General features: G+C 63.9%; 17 protein-coding genes. 10 read left to right on the top strand and 7 right to left on the bottom strand.

The genetic code is table 11. The features are described 5' to 3' along the window. Positions 1-134 precede the first annotated feature (134 nt). Positions 135-1,418 carry an IS4 family transposase gene (locus tag FJW03_RS26505; protein ID WP_181168954.1) on the top strand — a complete coding sequence of 428 codons (1,284 nt, stop codon included), beginning with the start codon at positions 135-137 and terminating at the stop codon, positions 1,416-1,418. 69 nt (positions 1,419-1,487) lie between these two features. Here FJW03_RS26505 and FJW03_RS26500 read toward each other — a convergent pair whose 3' ends face one another. Then, positions 1,488-2,597, bottom strand: a complete 1,110-nt coding sequence (locus FJW03_RS26500; RefSeq protein WP_140767150.1) for a TRAP transporter substrate-binding protein — start codon at positions 2,595-2,597, stop codon at positions 1,488-1,490. 263 nt (positions 2,598-2,860) lie between these two features. On the opposite strand from FJW03_RS26500, the gene FJW03_RS26495 reads away from it, so the two are divergent. After that, positions 2,861-3,634 carry a gamma-glutamyl-gamma-aminobutyrate hydrolase family protein gene (locus FJW03_RS26495; protein WP_140767151.1) on the top strand — a complete coding sequence of 258 codons (774 nt, stop codon included), beginning with the start codon at positions 2,861-2,863 and terminating at the stop codon, positions 3,632-3,634. A 147-nt stretch (positions 3,635-3,781) separates the two neighbouring features. Here FJW03_RS26495 and FJW03_RS26490 read toward each other — a convergent pair whose 3' ends face one another. The 4 genes from FJW03_RS26490 to FJW03_RS26475 form a co-directional block, all read right to left on the bottom strand. Next, the gene (locus tag FJW03_RS26490) at positions 3,782-4,765 is read right to left on the bottom strand and encodes a 2-hydroxyacid dehydrogenase (RefSeq protein WP_140767152.1); all 984 of its coding nucleotides are present in this window, start codon (positions 4,763-4,765) and stop codon (positions 3,782-3,784) included. Beyond that, positions 4,762-5,784, bottom strand: coding sequence for a LacI family DNA-binding transcriptional regulator (locus FJW03_RS26485; protein ID WP_140606744.1), 1,023 nt, complete (start codon positions 5,782-5,784; stop codon positions 4,762-4,764). The genes FJW03_RS26490 and FJW03_RS26485 overlap by 4 nt, the downstream gene beginning before the upstream one ends. A 124-nt stretch (positions 5,785-5,908) precedes the next feature. Further along, positions 5,909-6,793, bottom strand: a complete 885-nt coding sequence (locus FJW03_RS26480; RefSeq protein ID WP_181168761.1) for a DMT family transporter — start codon at positions 6,791-6,793, stop codon at positions 5,909-5,911. Positions 6,794-6,996: 203 nt separating this feature from the next. Further along, entirely contained in the window at positions 6,997-7,404 is a 408-nt protein-coding gene (locus tag FJW03_RS26475) for a DUF2000 family protein (protein ID WP_140767154.1), read from the bottom strand. A gap of 53 nt (positions 7,405-7,457) precedes the next feature. Between FJW03_RS26475 and FJW03_RS26470 the strand changes: the two genes are divergently transcribed. Beyond that, positions 7,458-8,327 carry an AraC family transcriptional regulator gene (locus FJW03_RS26470; RefSeq protein WP_140767155.1) on the top strand — a complete coding sequence of 290 codons (870 nt, stop codon included), beginning with the start codon at positions 7,458-7,460 and terminating at the stop codon, positions 8,325-8,327. A gap of 17 nt (positions 8,328-8,344) precedes the next feature. Here the strand turns inward: FJW03_RS26470 and FJW03_RS26465 are convergent, their stop codons facing one another. Beyond that, complete coding sequence (locus FJW03_RS26465) at positions 8,345-8,815, bottom strand: MarR family winged helix-turn-helix transcriptional regulator (protein WP_140606740.1); 471 nt, start codon at positions 8,813-8,815, stop codon at positions 8,345-8,347. 421 nt (positions 8,816-9,236) lie between these two features. Between FJW03_RS26465 and FJW03_RS26460 the strand changes: the two genes are divergently transcribed. The 7 genes from FJW03_RS26460 to FJW03_RS26430 all read left to right on the top strand — a co-directional run bounded on the left by FJW03_RS26460 (position 9,237) and on the right by FJW03_RS26430 (position 16,222). Continuing rightward, entirely contained in the window at positions 9,237-10,301 is a 1,065-nt protein-coding gene (locus FJW03_RS26460) for a CobW family GTP-binding protein (protein WP_140767156.1), read from the top strand. An 82-nt stretch (positions 10,302-10,383) separates the two neighbouring features. After that, positions 10,384-10,662: a DUF1778 domain-containing protein gene (locus tag FJW03_RS26455; protein WP_140606738.1), complete on the top strand. Its 279-nt coding sequence runs from the start codon at positions 10,384-10,386 to the stop codon at positions 10,660-10,662. Beyond that, complete coding sequence (locus FJW03_RS26450) at positions 10,659-11,186, top strand: GNAT family N-acetyltransferase (RefSeq protein ID WP_140767157.1); 528 nt, start codon at positions 10,659-10,661, stop codon at positions 11,184-11,186. Before FJW03_RS26455 ends, FJW03_RS26450 begins: the two co-directional genes overlap by 4 nt. An 86-nt stretch (positions 11,187-11,272) precedes the next feature. Beyond that, positions 11,273-12,247 (top strand): WD40 repeat domain-containing protein, encoded by a 975-nt coding sequence (locus FJW03_RS26445; RefSeq protein WP_140767158.1) that lies wholly within the window; start codon positions 11,273-11,275, stop codon positions 12,245-12,247. Positions 12,248-12,485: 238 nt separating this feature from the next. Then, positions 12,486-13,868, top strand: a complete 1,383-nt coding sequence (locus tag FJW03_RS26440) for an aspartate aminotransferase family protein (protein ID WP_140767159.1) — start codon at positions 12,486-12,488, stop codon at positions 13,866-13,868. A 32-nt stretch (positions 13,869-13,900) separates the two neighbouring features. Next, positions 13,901-15,286: a glutamine synthetase family protein gene (locus FJW03_RS26435; RefSeq protein ID WP_181173371.1), complete on the top strand. Its 1,386-nt coding sequence runs from the start codon at positions 13,901-13,903 to the stop codon at positions 15,284-15,286. A gap of 90 nt (positions 15,287-15,376) precedes the next feature. After that, the gene (locus tag FJW03_RS26430) at positions 15,377-16,222 is read left to right on the top strand and encodes a UdgX family uracil-DNA binding protein (RefSeq protein WP_226890472.1); all 846 of its coding nucleotides are present in this window, start codon (positions 15,377-15,379) and stop codon (positions 16,220-16,222) included. A 214-nt stretch (positions 16,223-16,436) separates the two neighbouring features. Here FJW03_RS26430 and FJW03_RS26425 read toward each other — a convergent pair whose 3' ends face one another. Further along, complete coding sequence (locus tag FJW03_RS26425) at positions 16,437-17,702, bottom strand: glycerate kinase (RefSeq protein ID WP_140767161.1); 1,266 nt, start codon at positions 17,700-17,702, stop codon at positions 16,437-16,439. Positions 17,703-17,853 lie beyond the last annotated feature (151 nt).

Raw genomic sequence — 17,853 nt, 5'->3', positions numbered from 1 at the left:
GAAGGGTTGGAATCGTGTGTGATTCTGTAGCTGCCATTGTTGATTCGGGAGATTTCGACGATGGCACCGCTGCTTGGATACTTCGGCGACCTGCGCTTGCAAAAAAGGGGAGCATGGTGCTGGAGCGCATGTGCATGCGCATCAGCGCGGGCATGCGTCGGCTGGCCGATACACGCGCGGAACAGGTTGCGTTCACGCGGCTGTTTGGCAATCCCAACGTGACGGTGCAGGAGATCGTGCGCACGGCGGCGGCGCAAACGGCCAAGGCGGCGGCCGGCCGTCATGTGCTGATCATCGAGGACAGCAGCGAGATCAACTATCAGGCCAAGGCCTCGCGCAAGCGCGGCCTCGGATGTGTCGGCAACGGCAAGGATATCGGGCTGTTCGTACACCCGGCTCTGGCCGTGGATGCCGGCGACGGGTCGGTGCTGGGCCTTGCGGCGGCCACGATCTGGCGGCGCCGGGGGCAGAAGGCGGACGACTACCAGGCCCTGCCGATCGAAGCCAAGGAAAGCTACAAATGGATCGCCACCGCCACGGCGGCCCGCCAGGCGCTGACCGACACGCCGCTCCTCACCGTGATCGGCGACCGCGAGGCCGACATCTACGAGGTGCTGGCAAGGCTGCCTGACGAGCGCACGCATGTGCTCATGCGCGCTGTGCGCGATCGGGCGCTGGGGGAAGAGGGCGGCCGCTTGTTCGGCGAGATAGCCAAGACGCCGGAAGCCGGCCGCATCGCCTTCGATCTGCAGGCGCGTCCCGGCCGGCCGGGACGCAAGGTGCACCTGGCCGTTCGCTTCGCCGAGGTCACCTTGCGCCAGCCGCGCCTTGGGGCCGACCGCCGCGATCCGCGCGCGGTCAGGCTCAATATCGTGGAAGTGCGCGAGATCGATCCGCCTTCGCCCAAGGACGCGGTGATCTGGCGGCTGTTGACAACCCACACCGTCAAGACACTCGCCGATGCCATCGCCATCGTCGATCTCTACCGGTCGCGCTGGACCATCGAGCAGTTGTTCCGGACCTTGAAGTCGCAGGCCATCGATCTGGAGGAAAGCCTCATCGCCGATGGCGATGCACTCGAACGTCTGGCTGCAACCGCGCTGATCGTGGCCACCAGGGTTATGCAACTCGTGCACGGGCGCGACGCGGCCGGCCAGACCCTCAGGGCCACACGCCTCTTCAATCCCGCCGAGATCGCCGTTCTGGACGCGCTGGTCGCCAGGCTGGAAGGCAAGACCCAAACGCAGAAGAACCCGCATCCGCCACACACGCTCGCTTGGGCGGCCTGGTGCATTGCCCGGCTCGGCGGCTGGAACGGCTATCCAAAGGAGCGCCCGCCGGGCCCGGTCACCTTCAGCAACGGCCTCAAACGCTTCCACGCCATTGTTGAGGGCTTCGTCCTTGCAAACCCATACTGACCACCGCCAAATCAAATGTGTGCGCACGCTAGCCCCGTATAGTGACGGGGAGAAGGGGCTGGTCGCGACCTACAGCTTGCCGTTGCGTTGCTGCACCATCATGAACGTGTCGTAATTGTATTCCGCCACCTGGGCCCAGAGATAGTGCTCCTTGCGGAAGCCCTTGATCGATTCCCAGATCTTCTTGAACGGCGCGTTCGAGGCCTCCATTTCGGCATAGACCTCGTTCGCCTTCTCGAAACAGGCGGACATGATGTCCTGACTGAACGGACGCAGCTTCGCGCCGCCAGCGACCAGCCGCTTCACCGCCGGCGGATTCACATAATCGTATTTCTGCAGCATGTTGGCGTCGGCGGCCTGCGCGGCGGTGCGCAGCAGCGATTTGTAAGTCGGCGAAAGTTCTTCGTATTTCGCCTTGTTGAACAGCAGGTGGACAGTCGGGCCGCCTTCCCACCAGCCGGGGTAATAGTAGTAGGGCGCGACCTTGTAGAAACCGAGCTTCTCGTCGTCATAGGGACCAACCCATTCGGCGGCGTCGATGGTGCCTTTTTCCAGTGCCGGGTAGATATCGCCGCCGGCGATCTGCTGCGGCACGACGCCGAGTTTCTGCACCACCTTGCCGGCAAAGCCGCCGATGCGCATCTTAAGGCCGGACAGGTCGGCGACGGTGTTGATCTCCTTGCGGAACCAGCCGCCCATCTGCACGCCGGTGTTGCCGCCCGGCAGGCCGAACAGACCTTGCGTGGCGAGAAATTCGTTGAACAGGTCGATGCCGCCGCCATGGTAGTGCCAGGCATTCATGCCGCGCGCATTGAGCGAGAAGGGAACCGCCGCGCCCAGCGCCCAGGTCGGATCCTTGCCCCAGTAATAATATGCCACCGTGTGGCAGGCCTCGACCGTGCCGGCCGTGGTGGCGTCAGCGGCCTGCAAGCCGGGCACGAGTTCGCCGGCGGCGAAGACCTGGATCTGGAAATTGCCATCGGTGGCTTCCGACAGCATCTTGGAAAACACTTCGGCGCCGCCATAGATGGTGTCGAGCGACTTCGGGAACGACGACGCAAGCCGCCACGTCACCTTGGGATTGGACTGGGCTATAGCCGGTGCCGCCAGAGTTGCCGCCGCCGCGGCGGCGCCGACACCGGTCACGCCGGCCTTGCGAATGAACGAACGACGATCCATGAAGTCCTCCCTTTTGGATCAACAGACCGATGCCGAGGACAAGCTTCGTATCCGGATCGGTCGGGACGAGACAATACACGGGCAAGAAGTCGAGTCCAGCATGGCGGAGGGATTTGACAGCGCAGGCGCGCGACCTTGCCACTATAGTCTAACGGGCTGCCTGCTGGCCTATCCGACACGCTGAAACTTGGCATGGAAAAAAGCCAGGGGATCGCCTATTTTGAGGGCAGGACATCCCTTGCCAGATGGAAAACAGACCCAAAATGCATCAGCCGCTCGTCGCCATATCGACCGACGTCCGCCAGTTCGACAACTACACCTGGCATGCCGCCCCGCAGCAATACCTGGAGGCGGCGATCACGGGGGCGGGCGTCTTCCCGCTGCTGGTGCCATCATTCGGCGACAGGCTCGACTTCGACGAACTTCTGTCGTCGGTCGACGGCGTCATGCTGACCGGCTCGAAATCCAACGTCCACCCCTCGCTCTACGGCGGCGACCCCAGTGAAGCCAACGGCCCCTACGACCCGGCCCGCGACGCCACCACGCTGCCGCTGATCCGCAGGGCGATCGAGCGTGGCGTGCCGCTGCTTGCCATCTGCCGTGGCATCCAGGAGATGAATGTGGCGCTGGGCGGCACGCTGGCGACCGAGATCCAGGAGCGCGAGGGTTCGCTCGACCACCGCGCACCGGTGAGCGACAATCAGGACGAGCGCTTCGGCATCCGCCAGAGGGTGACGATCAAGTCCGGAAGCTGCCTGGCCGGCGTGTTCGGGGAGGGCGAGATCATGGTCAATTCGGTGCACCGCCAGGCCGTCGACCGGCTCGGCCCGAAACTGCAGCTCGAAGCCGTCGCCGCCGACGGCACGGTCGAGGCGGTTTCGGTCAGGGATGCCCGCGCCTTCGCGGTCGGTGTCCAGTGGCACCCGGAATATTGGGTCAAATCGGACAGCATCTCGGCCAAGATCTTCCGCGCTTTCGGCGATGCGGTGCGCCTGCACGCCACAGCAAAAGCCGGTGCACGGGCCGCTGCGGAATAATCAGTCTTCAGTCTTCCGATCGCCCGCCAGCGACAGCAAAGGATCAGTGCGGAAAGCACTTTCATTCTTTCTTCACCCTGCGAACTTCTGGATAAAAAATGATTTCAAAGGGTTAGGCTGGCGTTAATAATATGGTGGCTTGGCCGCTCAGCTGCGAGCCTTCACATGCGCGGTCTCGGGCACCGGTGTCAGCGGCCGGCGGTCGCTGAACCAGGACACCAGATTATCGACGCACAGATCCGCCATCGCGCGGCGCGTATGCTCCGAGGCGGAGCCGACATGCGGCAGCAGCGAGGTATTCGGCGCGTCGAGCAGCGCCTTGGGCACGTTAGGTTCGTCGGCGAAGACATCGAGCCCGGCGGCGGCGATGGTGCCGTCGGCAAGAGCCGCCGCAAGGGCCGTCTCGTCGACCGTGCTGCCGCGGCCGATGTTGACGAAGACACCGTTGGCGCCGAGCGCCGACAGGACCTCGGCATTGACCGCCTTCTGCGTCGAAATTCCGCCGGGTGCGACCGAAATCAGCGTGTCGACCGCTTCGGCAAGGCCCTTCAGTGTCGGATGATACTGGTAGGCAAGACCTTCGACACGACGCCGGTTGTGATAGGCGATCGGCAGGCCGAACGCTTCCAGCCGCCGGGCAATGGCTTGCCCGATACGGCCCATGCCGAAAATACCAACGCTGCGACCACGCAAGGTCAGCCGGCTCAGCGGATAGTTGCCCTTGCGCACCCAACTGCCGTCACGCAGCCAGGTCTCGGCGCGCGGCAGGTCGCGGACCGTGTTGATGAGCAGCCCGATCGCCGTGTCCGCAACCTCTTCGGTCAAGACGTCGGGCGTGTTGGTGACCATGATGTCCTTCGCCGCCGCATGGCTGACATCGACCGAATCGTAGCCGACACCGAAGGAGGCGATGATTTCGAGATTGGGCAATGCGTCCATCATCGCCGCGCCGATGCCGGCAAAGGAGGCTATGCCACGCACCGTGCGGCGCATCTCCTCGGTGACCAGCGCCGGATCGGTGCGCTCGATCCCGACGCGCCTGAACGTGCGGTCGATACGCTCTGCCGCATGGCCGCTGAAATCCGCCGGCACCAGAACGGCAATGGTATCGAGCTGTTCAGCCTTGGTCATGCACGCTCCACCGGCTTGCCGGTCGACTGACGCACATGCAGCTCCGGCTTGATCAATTCCTGCGAGGGCCGCACCGTCTGCCCGTTGAGCTTGTCGAGCAGCGCGCTGGCGGCACGGCGGCCGACCTCGCGCTGGCCGTTCCAGACGGTGGTCAGTGCCGGTGTGGCGATCGCAGCTTCCTCGAGATCGTCATAACCGGTGACGGAGATGTCGATGCCTGGCACGAGGCCGGCACGCGCAATGCCGTTCATCAGGCCGATGGCGACAAGGTCGTTCCAGCAGCAGGCGGCGGTCGGCTTGTCCTTCAGCGCCAGGAATTGCCCGGCGGCTTCGAAGCCGGCCTGCTTGGTGCGCGGCCCGGCGATGCGCCAGGACGGCCTGACTTCGAGCCCCGCCGCCTCCATGGCGTTGACATAGCCCTGGTAGCGGTCGCGGCCGGTCGAGGTCTGGTCGGTGCCGCCGATCATGGCAATGCGCTTGTGCCCGAGCGAGATCAAATGGTTGGTGGCAAGGCCGGTGCCGTAAGCATCGTCGCCGCGAAACACCGGCACGTCGGCGCCCTCGACCGTGCGGGCGATCAGCACTGCCGGCAGGCCGTTCTCCTCGGCCATCAGGATGTCGGAAGCTGGCGTGCCGATGGCCGGCGACATGATGACGCCGTCGGCGCCGAGCTGCAGCAGCGTGTCGATGAAGGTGCGCTGCTTCTCGAGCTGGTCGTAGTGGTTGGACAGGATGAAGGTCTGCCGGCTGCGGTCGAGTTCGCTTTCGATCGAGCGCAGGATCTCGGCGAAGAACGGGTTCATGATGTCGTGGACGACGACGCCGACAATGCCCGAGCGCGAGGTGCGAAGGCTGGCGGCGCGGCGGTTGTAGATGTAGCCGATGGCGCGCGCATGTTCCTTGATGCGATCGCGCGTGCTGCCGGCAACCAGCGGGCTGTCGCGCAGCGCCAGTGACACTGTGGCGGTGGACACGCCGAGCGCATCCGCGATCGTCGACAGCTTGATCTTCTGTGCCAGTGACCTGTGCTCCCCGACCGGCTTTAGTCCCTATGCATGTGGTTGTCCCGGAACCGGTTCCCACTTTTGGGTAACATGCATTAAACAGTTTAAAGGCGGCCTTATGCCATCGATTGGGGGCAAATCAAAGTTTTTTTGCCAGCGCTTCGGCTTCGACATCGGAGACCGCTCGGCTCTGCAGCCGGAGCCGGTGCTCGCGGTGGACGATGTAGAGGCCGCTGGCGACGATGATGGCGGCGCCGACCAGTGTCCAGCGGTCGGGGAATTGGCTAAAGACGATCCAGCCGGAGAGGATCATCCATACCATCTGCGAATAGGGATAGGGCGCCAGTGCCGTGGTCGTCGCCAGCCGATAGGCCTGGACCAGCAGCCAGTGCCCGACGCCGCCGAAAACGCCGAGCATGAGCAGCACGAACCAGTGCCAGCCATCATGCGGCAGCGAGAATGAAAAGGGCAGCATCGGCAAAAGCAGCACCGCCGGCGCCAGCGCCGAGAACAGGATCAGGCTTTCCGGCGTTTCGGTGGCCGACATGCGGCGCGTCATGATGACGTAGAAGCTGTTGGACAGCATCGAGCCGAGCGCGAAGAGATGCCCGATGCCGAAAACGCCGACACCGGGCCGGGTGATGATCAGAACCCCGGCGAAGGCCGCCAGAATGGCCAGCCAGCGCCGCCAGCCGGCCCATTCGCCGAGCAGCGGACCGGCAAGTGCGGTGATCACCATCGGCCCGAAGAAATAGATCGACGTCGTCTCGGCCAGTTGCAGGGAGCGCAGGGCCAGGATGTTGCACATGGTCGAGCCGAACAGGAACACACCGCGCAGCACATGCGCCGGCAGATTGACCGGGCGAAACCGCACCGGCTCGCGCCAGCCGCGCAGCAGCGCGCCGACAAGCACCACATGCACGGCAAAGCGCACCCAGGCGACGATCAGCGCGGAAACACCGGCCAGGACGAGATATTTGCTGCTGGTGTCGAGGAAGGTGAAGAAGACGTAGGTCGCAAGCATGCACAGGATCGCCACGGGCGGTGTCGCGCTTTCGACATATCTTTGGGGAGCACTCACTTGCAGGCCGGGGGAAGCTGGGGCTGGAGCCCACCTTTGCGGGAATTGTCGCTTGCCGGCAAGCCATTTGTCGGTTGCCGCGCCTCCCAATGAAGGCTGGCACAACAACAGTCCGCCGGCAGGCTTAGCCCATCGCCGCGGAGATATCAGGCGTGCATGCGGGCGCCCTTGGTGATCTTGTCGGCGATCTTCTTCTCGGCGCGCAATGCAATGCCCACCACCTTGGCGTCCTCGGGCGCGAATTCGGCGAAGACGGCGCGGTTGGCAGCGTCGAAGCCGGTCGAGAACATCTCCTCGACATAGAGCGAGGTCATCACGCCGCGCTCCAGCGCGCGCCGGTGGATCGTGGCCAGCGTCGCCTGATCGGCCGACAGCACGATAACCGGCTGGATCGACAGCGGGTTGTACAGATTGCCGGCGCGGTCGCGATAGGGCTCGCCGATAATGTCTGGAAACTGCGCGACGACGCCGCTGGTCAGGAAGGCGGTGACGTTGAGTTTCTGCCAGACCGGCAAGTCTTCCCGCAGGACGATTGCAAATTTCGTATCGAACATGAGAAAATGGACCATTCGAGAATTAGGCCCCGATTGCGAGGCTGAAGGAGACGATGTCGTTCGAATTAGACCGCCAAGCCTTCGAGGGTCTTGGACGTTTGTGCGCCGGCGCGGCCGAAAACTGCATCATCTCCGCTCCCGACCCTGTCGGCATGGAGCGGATCGAGGCGCGGTTTCACGGCAGCGCCTTCGATCCGCACCGTCACGACACTTACGCGATCGGGGTGACGCTGCAGGGTGTGCAGACCTTTCGCTATCGCGGTGCGGTGCGGATAAGCCTGCCCGGCCAGATCATCGTGCTGCATCCCGACGAATTGCATGATGGCGGCGCCGGCACCGAGGACGGGTTGCGCTACAGGATGCTCTATCTGGAACCGTCGCTGATGCTTGATTGCCTTGGCGGGCCATCCCTGCCCTTCGTCAGGGATGCCGTGGTGAGGGACGATGCCTTCTGCGCGACGCTGCTTTCGGCGCTGGGGCCGTTGCAGCAGGAACTCGACGAGTTGTTCGTTGACGATTTCCTTGCACAGCTGATGCACAGCCTGTCGCGCCATGCCGGCCAGCCGGCTAAGCCGATGGCCAGAACGGCGTGGCGGGCTGCAGCGCTGGCGCGCGACTATCTCAGGGAGAACGCCACTCGCCCCGTGACCTCCGGCGAACTGGAAGCTGTCACCGGGCTCGACCGCTATGCCCTATCGAGGCATTTCCGCACCGCCTTCTCGACCAGCCCGCATCGTTTCCTGGTGATGCGCCGGCTTCAGCGCGCGCGGCGGATGATCGCCGCCGGCGAGCCCCTGGCGCAGATCGCGGTCGAAGCGGGCTTCACCGACCAGAGCCACTTCAACAGGCAATTCAAGAAGGCGTTCGGCATGACGCCGGGGCGCTGGTCCTCGCTGATCCGGGAAGGTCCGGCAGCTGCCTGACCGTTGCAATCAGGCGATCAGTCGTCCGACTCGGCGTCGTCGTCGATCAAGACCAATTCCGTGTTGGAGAGATTGGCCTCGATGCGGGCAAGCAGCTTGAACAGCGACTTCTGGTCCTTCTTGTCGAGGCCCTTCAGCGCCTGCTTTTCGGTCTTCTTCACCGACTTCTCGATGGCGCGAATGGTTTCGCGGCCGGTATCGGTGAGGAAGATATGCGCCTGGCGGGCATCGGACTCGGAGGCACGCTTTTCCAGAAAGCCCTGGGCCTGCAGCCGATTAATGGTCTTGGTGATGGTGGGCGGGCGCACGCCAAGGCGACCGGCGAGATTGCCCGGCGTCTGGCCGTCCTCGCGGTCGAGCGCGAGCATGATCTGATCCTGGCCGGCATAGAAGCCATGCGCCAAAAGCCGCGCCGCAAGTGCCGTTCTTGCCAGCCTTGCCGCCGAGTGCAGCCGGCTCATTGTTGCAGTCTTGTCCGCCTTGGCCATGGTCATCCCTCTTCGGCCGTACCGGTGCGCGTAGCATAGACGCAGCCGGCCGGTTGGCAATCGACGATCGAAAAAGATTCCGGCGCCCCAAACAGCTTTGCCGGCAAGCATTGTGGTGTCCGCCGTGGCTAATGCCAGATGTTTATTTCAGTTAGATGACAAACGAGTTTCCGGAGCCTCGTATCCACGACGACGAGGACGGCGGCCGCTGCGACGATCGGCGACTCCTGCCAAGATGCCTTCTTTGCCGTCCAATCGCAGAAGCGGCGACACTTTCCGCCACCTCACCACACGACAATCCCGGCCGGCCGCTTTGGCCCATTGGTTTGCCCCGTGCAAAAGCCCGGCACACATCCTATATGGAACCGACAATCCCTTTATTCGGCCTGGATTTCCAGGGCCCAGTCATTCGAGGCAAGCCATGAGCGACGCACAGACGCAGATTCCCGTAACCGTTCTCACCGGCTATCTCGGCGCCGGCAAGACGACACTGCTCAACCGCATCCTGTCGGAGAACCACGGCAGACGTTACGCGGTCATCGTCAATGAATTCGGCGAGATCGGCATCGACAACGACCTGATCGTGGAATCTGACGAGGAGATCTACGAGATGAACAATGGCTGCGTCTGCTGCACGGTGCGCGGCGACCTGATCCGCGTCGTCGAAGGCCTGATGCGCCGGCCCGGCCGCTTCGACGCCATCGTGGTCGAGACCACCGGCCTCGCCGATCCGGTGCCAGTGGCGCAGACCTTCTTCATGGACGATGACGTGCGCTCCAAGACCAAGCTGGACGCCGTCGTGGCGCTGGTCGACGCCAAGCATCTGCCGCTCAGGCTCCAGGATTCCAAGGAAGCCGAGGACCAGATCGCCTTCGCCGACGTCGTCGTGCTCAACAAGACCGACCTCGTCACCCCCGAAGAACTCGCCAAGGTCGAGGCGACGATCCGCGCCATCAATCCGGCGGCAAGGATCCATCGCACGACGCGCGCCGGCGTTGCTCTGTCGGAGGTTCTCGACCGCGGCGCGTTCGACTTGTCCAGGGCGCTGGAAAACGACCCGCATTTCCTCGAAGCGCGCGACGATCACGATCATCATGACCACGACCATCACGACCACGACCATGATCACGACGGGCATGACCACCATCATCATCATGATCATGACCATTCGCATCCTTCCGATATCCACGACGTGACGGTGAAGTCGGTGTCGCTGCGCGGCGGCGAGATGGACCCGAAGAAGTTCTTCCCCTGGATCGAGAAGATCACCCAGATGGAAGGTCCGAACATCCTGCGCCTGAAGGGCATCATCGCGCTCAAGGGGGATGATGAGCGTTACGTCATCCAGGGCGTGCACATGATTATCGAGGGCGACCACCAGCGCGCCTGGAAGGACGGCGAAAAGCATGAGAGCCGGCTGGTGTTCATCGGCCGCGAGCTCGACGCCGAACGGTTGAAGAAGAGCTTTGACGCCTGCCAGACGTAGACCTGGCCTCACGGCGCCTTAGCGGGTTGAATATCTCACGATGTACACATACTATGTGTACATCGACACTGGGAAAATATCTATGCCTAGATCAGCCGACAACAAAAGCGAGCGCTTCCAAATCCGCATTCCTCCAGCGCAAAAGGCGATGATCGCCCGCGCCGCAGCACTGTCGCACAAGGACATGACCGATTTCATCCTCGACAAGATCGTGCCCGAAGCGCAGGCCGTGATCGAAGCCGCCGAGGTGACGACGGTATCCGGCCGCGATTTCACGCGCATCCTTAACCTGTTGGAACACCCGCCAAAACCCAACGCCAAGCTCCGGGCCGCGATCGCCACCTTGCCGGATACACTGTGACGCTTCCGCCTTGGCACGAGGAACCGATCGCGAAAGGACACGATCGGGCGTCTTTCGATTGCGGCGACAGGCAAATGAACGACTTCCTGCGAAGGTTCGCGCGACAGAGCCACGACCAGAATGCAGCCAAGACCTTCTGTGCGATCGATGACACAGCTTCGGAGCGTATCCTCGGTTTCTATACCATCGCGCCGTCTGCCGTAGCTCATGAAACCGTGCCCGAAACAATGACGAAGGGCCTTGCGAGACACGAGGTTTCCGGTTTCAAGCTTGCCCGGCTTGCAACCGACCGCACCGTTGCCGGTCATGGGCTTGGAGGTCAACTGCTTGCCGCCGCCGCGTTGCGCTGCCTGCGGCTCGCCGGCGAGGGTGGCGGCATCCTGCTCATCATTGATGCCAAGAACGAGCGGGCCGCGAGGTGGTACGCCAGCTATGGAGCCGAGCGCGTGCAAGGGCGGGAATTGACCTTGGTGATGCCCTTGGCAACGTTCGCGTCCGGCCTGCGCGCCAAGGGATTGCTTTGATGCCCCTTGGCGAGCGTCCTGGTTGCCCGAACCGCAAACGTCGAGTAAGCCGCCTGTGTAATCTCATCCGTTGAACAAAGATAATCATGCCAACCGTCGCCCCGCTTGATCTCGAAGGCCATTGCGTCGCCGCCGTCTTTCTCGGCGATGTGCCGCATTTTGCGCTGGCCGATGGCGTCATTCATCGGCTCGAAAATGGCCACAAGACCGCCCAGTCCAATGACGGATTGCTCTGCGCCTTCCATGATGCGGCCAATGACCGGCTAATCACCGGCGGCGAGGACGGCAAGGCGTTCGCCGTGAAGACCGGCGGCGAAGTGACCGAATTGGCGAGCGCGGGCAAGAAGTGGATCACCAGCGTCGCCGCCGGGCCGCAAGGCGCTATCGCCTATGCCTCCGGCAAGACCGCCTTCGTGCGCTTTGCCGACGGCAAGACCAGGGAGTTCGCCCACCCGCGTTCCGTCGAGGGGCTGGCGTTCTCGCCCAAGGGCATGCGCTTCGGTGTCGCCCGCTACAATGGTGCGACGCTGCATTTCCCGGCCGCCGAGGGCAAGCCGGTCGAGCTTGAATGGGCCGGCGCCCATACCGGGATCACCTTCTCGCCCGATGGCGCCTTTCTGGTCACGACCATGCAGGAAAACGCCTTGCATGGTTGGAAGCTGGCCGACGGCAAGCACATGCGCATGAGCGGCTATCCCGGCAAGGTCAAAAGCCTTTCATGGAGCGTGAAGGGCAAATGGCTGGCAAGTTCCGGTGCGCCGGCGGCGATCGTCTGGCCGTTTTCCGGCAAGGACGGGCCGATGGGCAAGGCGCCGCTGGAGCTCGGCACGCGCGGCAACGCCATGGTGACCTCGGTCGCCTGCCATCCGAGCCAGGACGTCGCGGCCATCGGCTACGATGACGGCATGGTCATGGCGGTGCGCTTCGCCGACGCCAAGGAAGTGCTGCTGCGGCGGCCGGGCAAGGGCGCCATCACCTCGATGATGTGGGACAAGGAAGAACGCCGGGTCGTTTTCGGCAGTACGGCCGGCGACTGCGGCGTCATCGACATCACGGCGTGAGGGAATAAGGCAGTAGGGCCTGGCCGGGAAACTGCCACCCTACTGCCCTACTGCCCTACTGCCCTACTGCCCTACTGCCCTACTGCCCTACTGCCCTACTGCCCTACTGCCCTACTGCCCTACTGCCCTACTGCCCTACTGCCCTACTGCCCTACTGCTGAGCCAATGCAGAACCGATGCGCGGCCAATTGCGGTCGCCGAGGTTGATTGGCTAAGAGGAACCATCAGAGGGGTTTTCATGCACAGCAGCGACCGTTCGACGACATCCATTGGCGGCATCGGCCGCGACCGTATCGCCGCGCTGCGTGAAACCGAGAACACGGCCTTCCGCGAGGCGCGGCCGAAGTCTCGGGCCAAGGTCGGAAACGGGCTGCCGGGCTTCTTCGGCGGCGTGCCGATGCACTGGATGAACGACTGGCCGACGCCGTTTCCGATCCTGGTCGACAGCGCCAGGGGCGCCACGATCACTGATATCGACGGCAACAAGCTGGACGATTTCTGCCTTGGCGACACCGGTTCGATGTTCGGCCATTCGCCGCCGCCGGTGGCACGCGCCATCCGCCGTCAGGCCGGTCGTGGCCTGACCTATATGCTGCCTTCCGAGGACGCGCTCGCCATCGGGCCGCTGCTGCAGCGGCATTTCGGGCTGCCGTTCTGGCAGATCGCGACCACGGCGACCGACGCCAACCGCTTTGCGCTGCGCGTTGCCCGCGCCGTCACCGGCCGCGAGAAGATCCTGGTCTTCAACGGCTGCTATCACGGCTCGGTGGACGAGACGATGGTGCGGCTGATCGACGGCAAGCCGGTCAATCGGCCCGGGCTGGCGGGCGAGTTCCGCGACCTCACCCGCACGGCCAAGGTCATCGAGTTCAACGACGTTGCCGCGCTGGAAGCCGCGCTCGAGGACAGGGACGTGGCCTGCGTCATCGCCGAGCCGGTGCTGACCAATTCCTGCATGGTACTGGCCGATCCCGGCTTCCATGACGTGCTGCGCAGACTGACCCGCCAAGCCGGCACGCTGCTCCTGATTGACGAGACACACACCATCTCGACCGGGCCCGGCGGCTACACAAGGAAATATGGGCTCGATCCCGACTTCTTCGTGCTGGGCAAGCCGATCGCCGGCGGTGTGCCGGCAAGCGTGTGGGGCATGAGCGACGAGGTCGCCTCGCGCTATGCCGATTACAACAGGACGAAAGAGCCCGGCTATTCCGGCATGGGCACGACGCTGTCGGCCAATCCGCTGCAGTTCGCCACGATGCGCGCGACACTGGAAGAGGTGATGACGCAGGAGAATTATGACCGCATGGACCATCTGGCGCGGCGCCTGGATGCCGGACTGACCGGAGCGATCGACCGCTATCGCCTGCCATGGCATGTCGCCCGTGTCGGCGCCCGGGTCGAATTCATCTGCGCACCCGGCCCGTTGCGCGACGGCACCGAGGCGGAGGGCGCGCACGCGCCGGAGCTGGAAGCCGCCCTCCATGTCGCGCTGGTCAATCGCGGCGTGCTGATCGCGCCGTTCCACAACATGATGCTGATCTCGCCGGCGACCCGCGCCGCGCAGGTGGACCGGCTGATCGCCGCCTTCGGCGCGGTTGCGGCAAAGCTTGCGGCATGAGACAAGCGGCCCAGCCAAACCCGAGTGCCATCATGATTTCACCTTCGGGCTCCTCGCCCACCGAGGCGCAAGCCTTTCTCGACGTCCATCCCGAGATCGAGGCCTTCGATATCGTGCTGACCGACGCCAATGGCGTCGGCCGTGGCAAGATCGTGCGCCGGCACGAGCTGAAAAGCATCTTCGAGGGCGGCCGGCACATGCCGATCTCGATCCTTGGGCTGGACATCACCGGTGAGGATGTGCACGAGACCGGGCTGATCTGGACGACCGGCGACGGCGATCTCAGGGCATGGCCGATTCCCGGCACGCTGGTGCCGCTCCATGGCACCAGCCCACCGCGCGGCCAGGTGCTGATGGCGATGTATCATCTCGACGGCCAGCCAATGTCGTCGGACCCGCGGCTGGCGCTGGCCCGGCAAGTCGAGATCCTAGCGGGCAAGGGCCTCTATCCCGCGGGCGCCTTCGAACTGGAATTTTTCCTGCTGGCCAACGAGCGCGATGCCGACGGCAAGGTGCAGCCGGCACGCGCGGTGCTGGACGGCCGCGTTTCGGGCAAGACGGAGGTCTATTCGGTCGACCATCTGCACGGCATGGAGCCGCTGTTCTCCGACATCTATGCCGCCGCCAAGGCGCAAGGCATTCCCGCCGAGACGGTGATCTCCGAGTATGCGCCAGGCCAGTACGAGTTGACGCTGAACTACCGCAAGGATGTGATGCGGGCCGCCGACGACCTTGTCATGCTGAAGCGGCTGGTGCGGGCCCAGGCGCGCCGCCATGGCGTCACCGCCTGCTTCATGGCCAAGCCGATCGAGAAATATGCCGGCTCGGGCATGCATTTCCATGTCTCGCTGCAGGACAAGGACGGCAAGAACGTCTTTTCGGAAAGCCCCGGCGAAACCTGGTCGCTGCCGCTGCTGCGCGGTCTCGGCGGCCTGATCCAGACCATGGCCGAATCGATGCTGGTGTTTGCGCCGCACGCCAATTCCTGGCGCCGCTTCGTCTCGCAATCCTATGCGCCGGTGGCGCCCACCTGGGGCGTCAACAACCGCTCGGTGGCGCTGCGCGTGCCAGCGGGCGACGCCAGGAACCGGCGCATCGAGCATCGCCCGTCGGGCGTCGACGCCAATCCCTATCTGATCGCAGCGACGGTGCTGGCCGGCATCATCAAGGGTCTCGACGAAGCGCTCGACCCCGGCCCCGAGACCACCGGCAATGGCTATGAGGCCGAGGTGACCCGCACCACCATGCCGGCCGACTGGCGGGCGGCCATCGAAGCCGCCAGAGCGTCCAGCTTCCTGAAAGGGGCGCTTGGCGAAGATCTGCACCGAACCTTCGTGGCGATCAAACAGTCCGAATATCTGCGCGTGGCACGCACGGTCAGCGAACTGGATTATCATCTCTACCTGCACGAGGTGTGACGACCTGATGATGGGGCGGCGTTCACTTTTCGCCGCCTGCCTCAAAACAGGGAGCGTAGCGGCCAATTAGAACATACCATGAACATATGAGTGTGGCGCACCTATTTCGAGAACATCTTCAATCCGGCGCGGCTGAAGGTGAAAGCCATGCAGAAGGAGATGTCGAAAAAATATTGGCGGAACCTTCCAGAGGCTTCGCTCATTCCAGATCCAATCGCAGAAGCGGACAAGGCCGCTAAAGCTATGATCGCCAGGATGCCGACAACGCCCGCGCCGCAACACGCCAAGGTGCAGGCAAAGCAATGGCCGAAGCGCCAGCCGGCCGAAGAGCTTGAGGACGATGGTGCGAGCACCATCTCCGAGTTGGGCGAAGTCGCGAAGGGTTGTCGCCGCTGTCCCTTATGGCGCGATGCGACACAAACCGTGTTCGGCGAAGGGCCCGACAACGCCAAAGTGGTTTTCGTCGGCGAACAGCCCGGCGACCAGGAGGACCTCACCGGCAAACCTTTCGTAGGCCCCGCCGGCAAGGTGTTCGACGCCATCCTGGACGACGCGGGCGTCGACCGCCTGAAGGTCTATGTCACCAACGCGGTCAAGCACTTCAAGTTCGAACCGCGCGGCAAGCGGCGCATCCACTCAAAGCCCAACGCCGGCGAGGTCCAGGCCTGCCGCTGGTGGCTCGACAGGGAGTTCGCGCTCATCAAGCCAAACCTCGCCGTGGCGCTCGGTGCCACGGCGGCATTGTCGCTGCTGGGCAAGGCGATCCCGGTGACCAAGATGCGCGGCCAGGTGATCGAGCGAGAAGATGGTTTGCGCGTCTTTATCACCATCCACCCCTCCTTCATCCTGCGCATCCATGAACCCGCGGACAAGGAAGCCGAGCGCGAACGGTTTTTGAAGGATATGAAGCAGGTGAAGAAGCTGATGGCCGCCTGACGATGGTCGGCGCCGCCCCTCATTGTCCTGCCGGACATTTCTCCCCGTATAGTGACGGGGAGAAAGACGCTGTACCTGCCGCTTTCGCCAATCACCAACGTCGCAAGAAGAGCGCCAAGGCGCGGTCAGCTTCCTTCCCCCGTCACTATACGGGGAGAAGGTGCCGGCAGGCGGATGAGGGGCAGTGCTCACGTTTGTTTTAGTGCGACGCACGCTACCGAACGAGGATTGCCCTCAAATCGTTGACATTCGTACCGGTTGGGCCAGGCGCGAAAAGATCGCCGACGGCGTTGAAGGCCGTCCAGGCGTTGTTACCCGCCAGCATCGCCTTGGCGTCGACGCCGGCAGCCCGCATGCGTGACACGGTTGAGCCGTCGGCGAAAGCGCCGGCGTTGTTTTCCGAGCCATCGATGCCGTCCGTGTCGGCGGCCAGCGCATGAATGCCTTCCACGCCGTTGATGCCGAGGGCGAAGGCGAGCAGGAATTCCGAGTTGCGGCCACCCTTGCCCTTTGCCCGCAATGTCACCGTGGTTTCGCCGCCCGACAGGATCAGCACCGGCTTTCGAAACGGCCGGTCGCGCGTCGCCACTTCGCGGGCGATAGCCGCATGAACACCTCCGACCTCACGCGCTTCCCCTTCGATGGCATCGGAGAGGATGACGGCTTCGATGCCCTGGCGCCTCGCTTCCGCCGCCGCCGCTTCCAGCGAGACGCCGGCCGAGGCGATCAGATGCACGTCATTGCGCGAAAAGCGCTGATCATCGGGATCGGGTGCGTCGGCCGCCGGCGACTTGATGTGCGCCATCACCGCCGCCGGCAGATTCATACCGTAGGCAGAGATCGAGGCCAGCGCGTCTTCGCGACTGCCAATGTCCGGCACGGTCGGCCCCGATGCGACAAGTGCTGGATTGTCACCGGGAATGTCGGAGACAACCAGCGACACCACCTTGGCCGGCCAGGCGGCGGCGGCCAGCCGGCCACCCTTGATGGTGGAGACATGCTTGCGGATGGTGTTCATCGCCGCGATCGGCGCCCCGGAAGCAAGCAGCGCCTCGTTGACGGCGATCTCGTCGGCCAGTGTCAAGCCCTCGGCCGGAGACGGCAGCAGTGCCGAGCCGCCGCCGGAAATCAGCGCCACGACCAGATCGTCCGCCGTGAGGCCGTGGACCTTTGCGAGCAAGCGCCGCGAGGCTTCGAGGCCAGCGGCATCCGGTACAGGATGCGCCGCCTCGATGATCTCGATGCGCTCGCATTTGGCGCCATAGCCATAACGGGTGACGACCAGCCCTTCGATCGGCCCGTCCCACACCTTTTCGAAGGCCGCCGCCATCTGCGCCGAGCCTTTCCCCGCGCCGATGACGATGGTTCGGCCCTTGGGTCTAGCCGGCAAATGATGCCTGATGGTCTTCTCTGGGTCGGCGGCGGCGACGGCTGCCTTGAAGATCGAGATGAGGAAGGTTTTCGGATCGAGCACGGTCATATCTGGCCGCCATGTGCGGTTGGCGAACTTCTGAAAAGTTGGCGCCGCCCCTCACCCTTACCCTCTCCCCGTGAAGAACGGGGAGGGGGGGTCGCTGGCGTTGCGGCAAAGTCCCTTCTCCCCGTCCCTATACGGGGAGAAGGTGCCGGCA

Origin of the sequence: Mesorhizobium sp. B4-1-4 (assembly GCF_006439395.2) — a bacterium.
Classification (GTDB): domain Bacteria; phylum Pseudomonadota; class Alphaproteobacteria; order Rhizobiales; family Rhizobiaceae; genus Mesorhizobium.
Note: the sequence above shows the minus strand (reverse complement) of the source record. Positions and strands in the feature narration are given on the sequence as shown.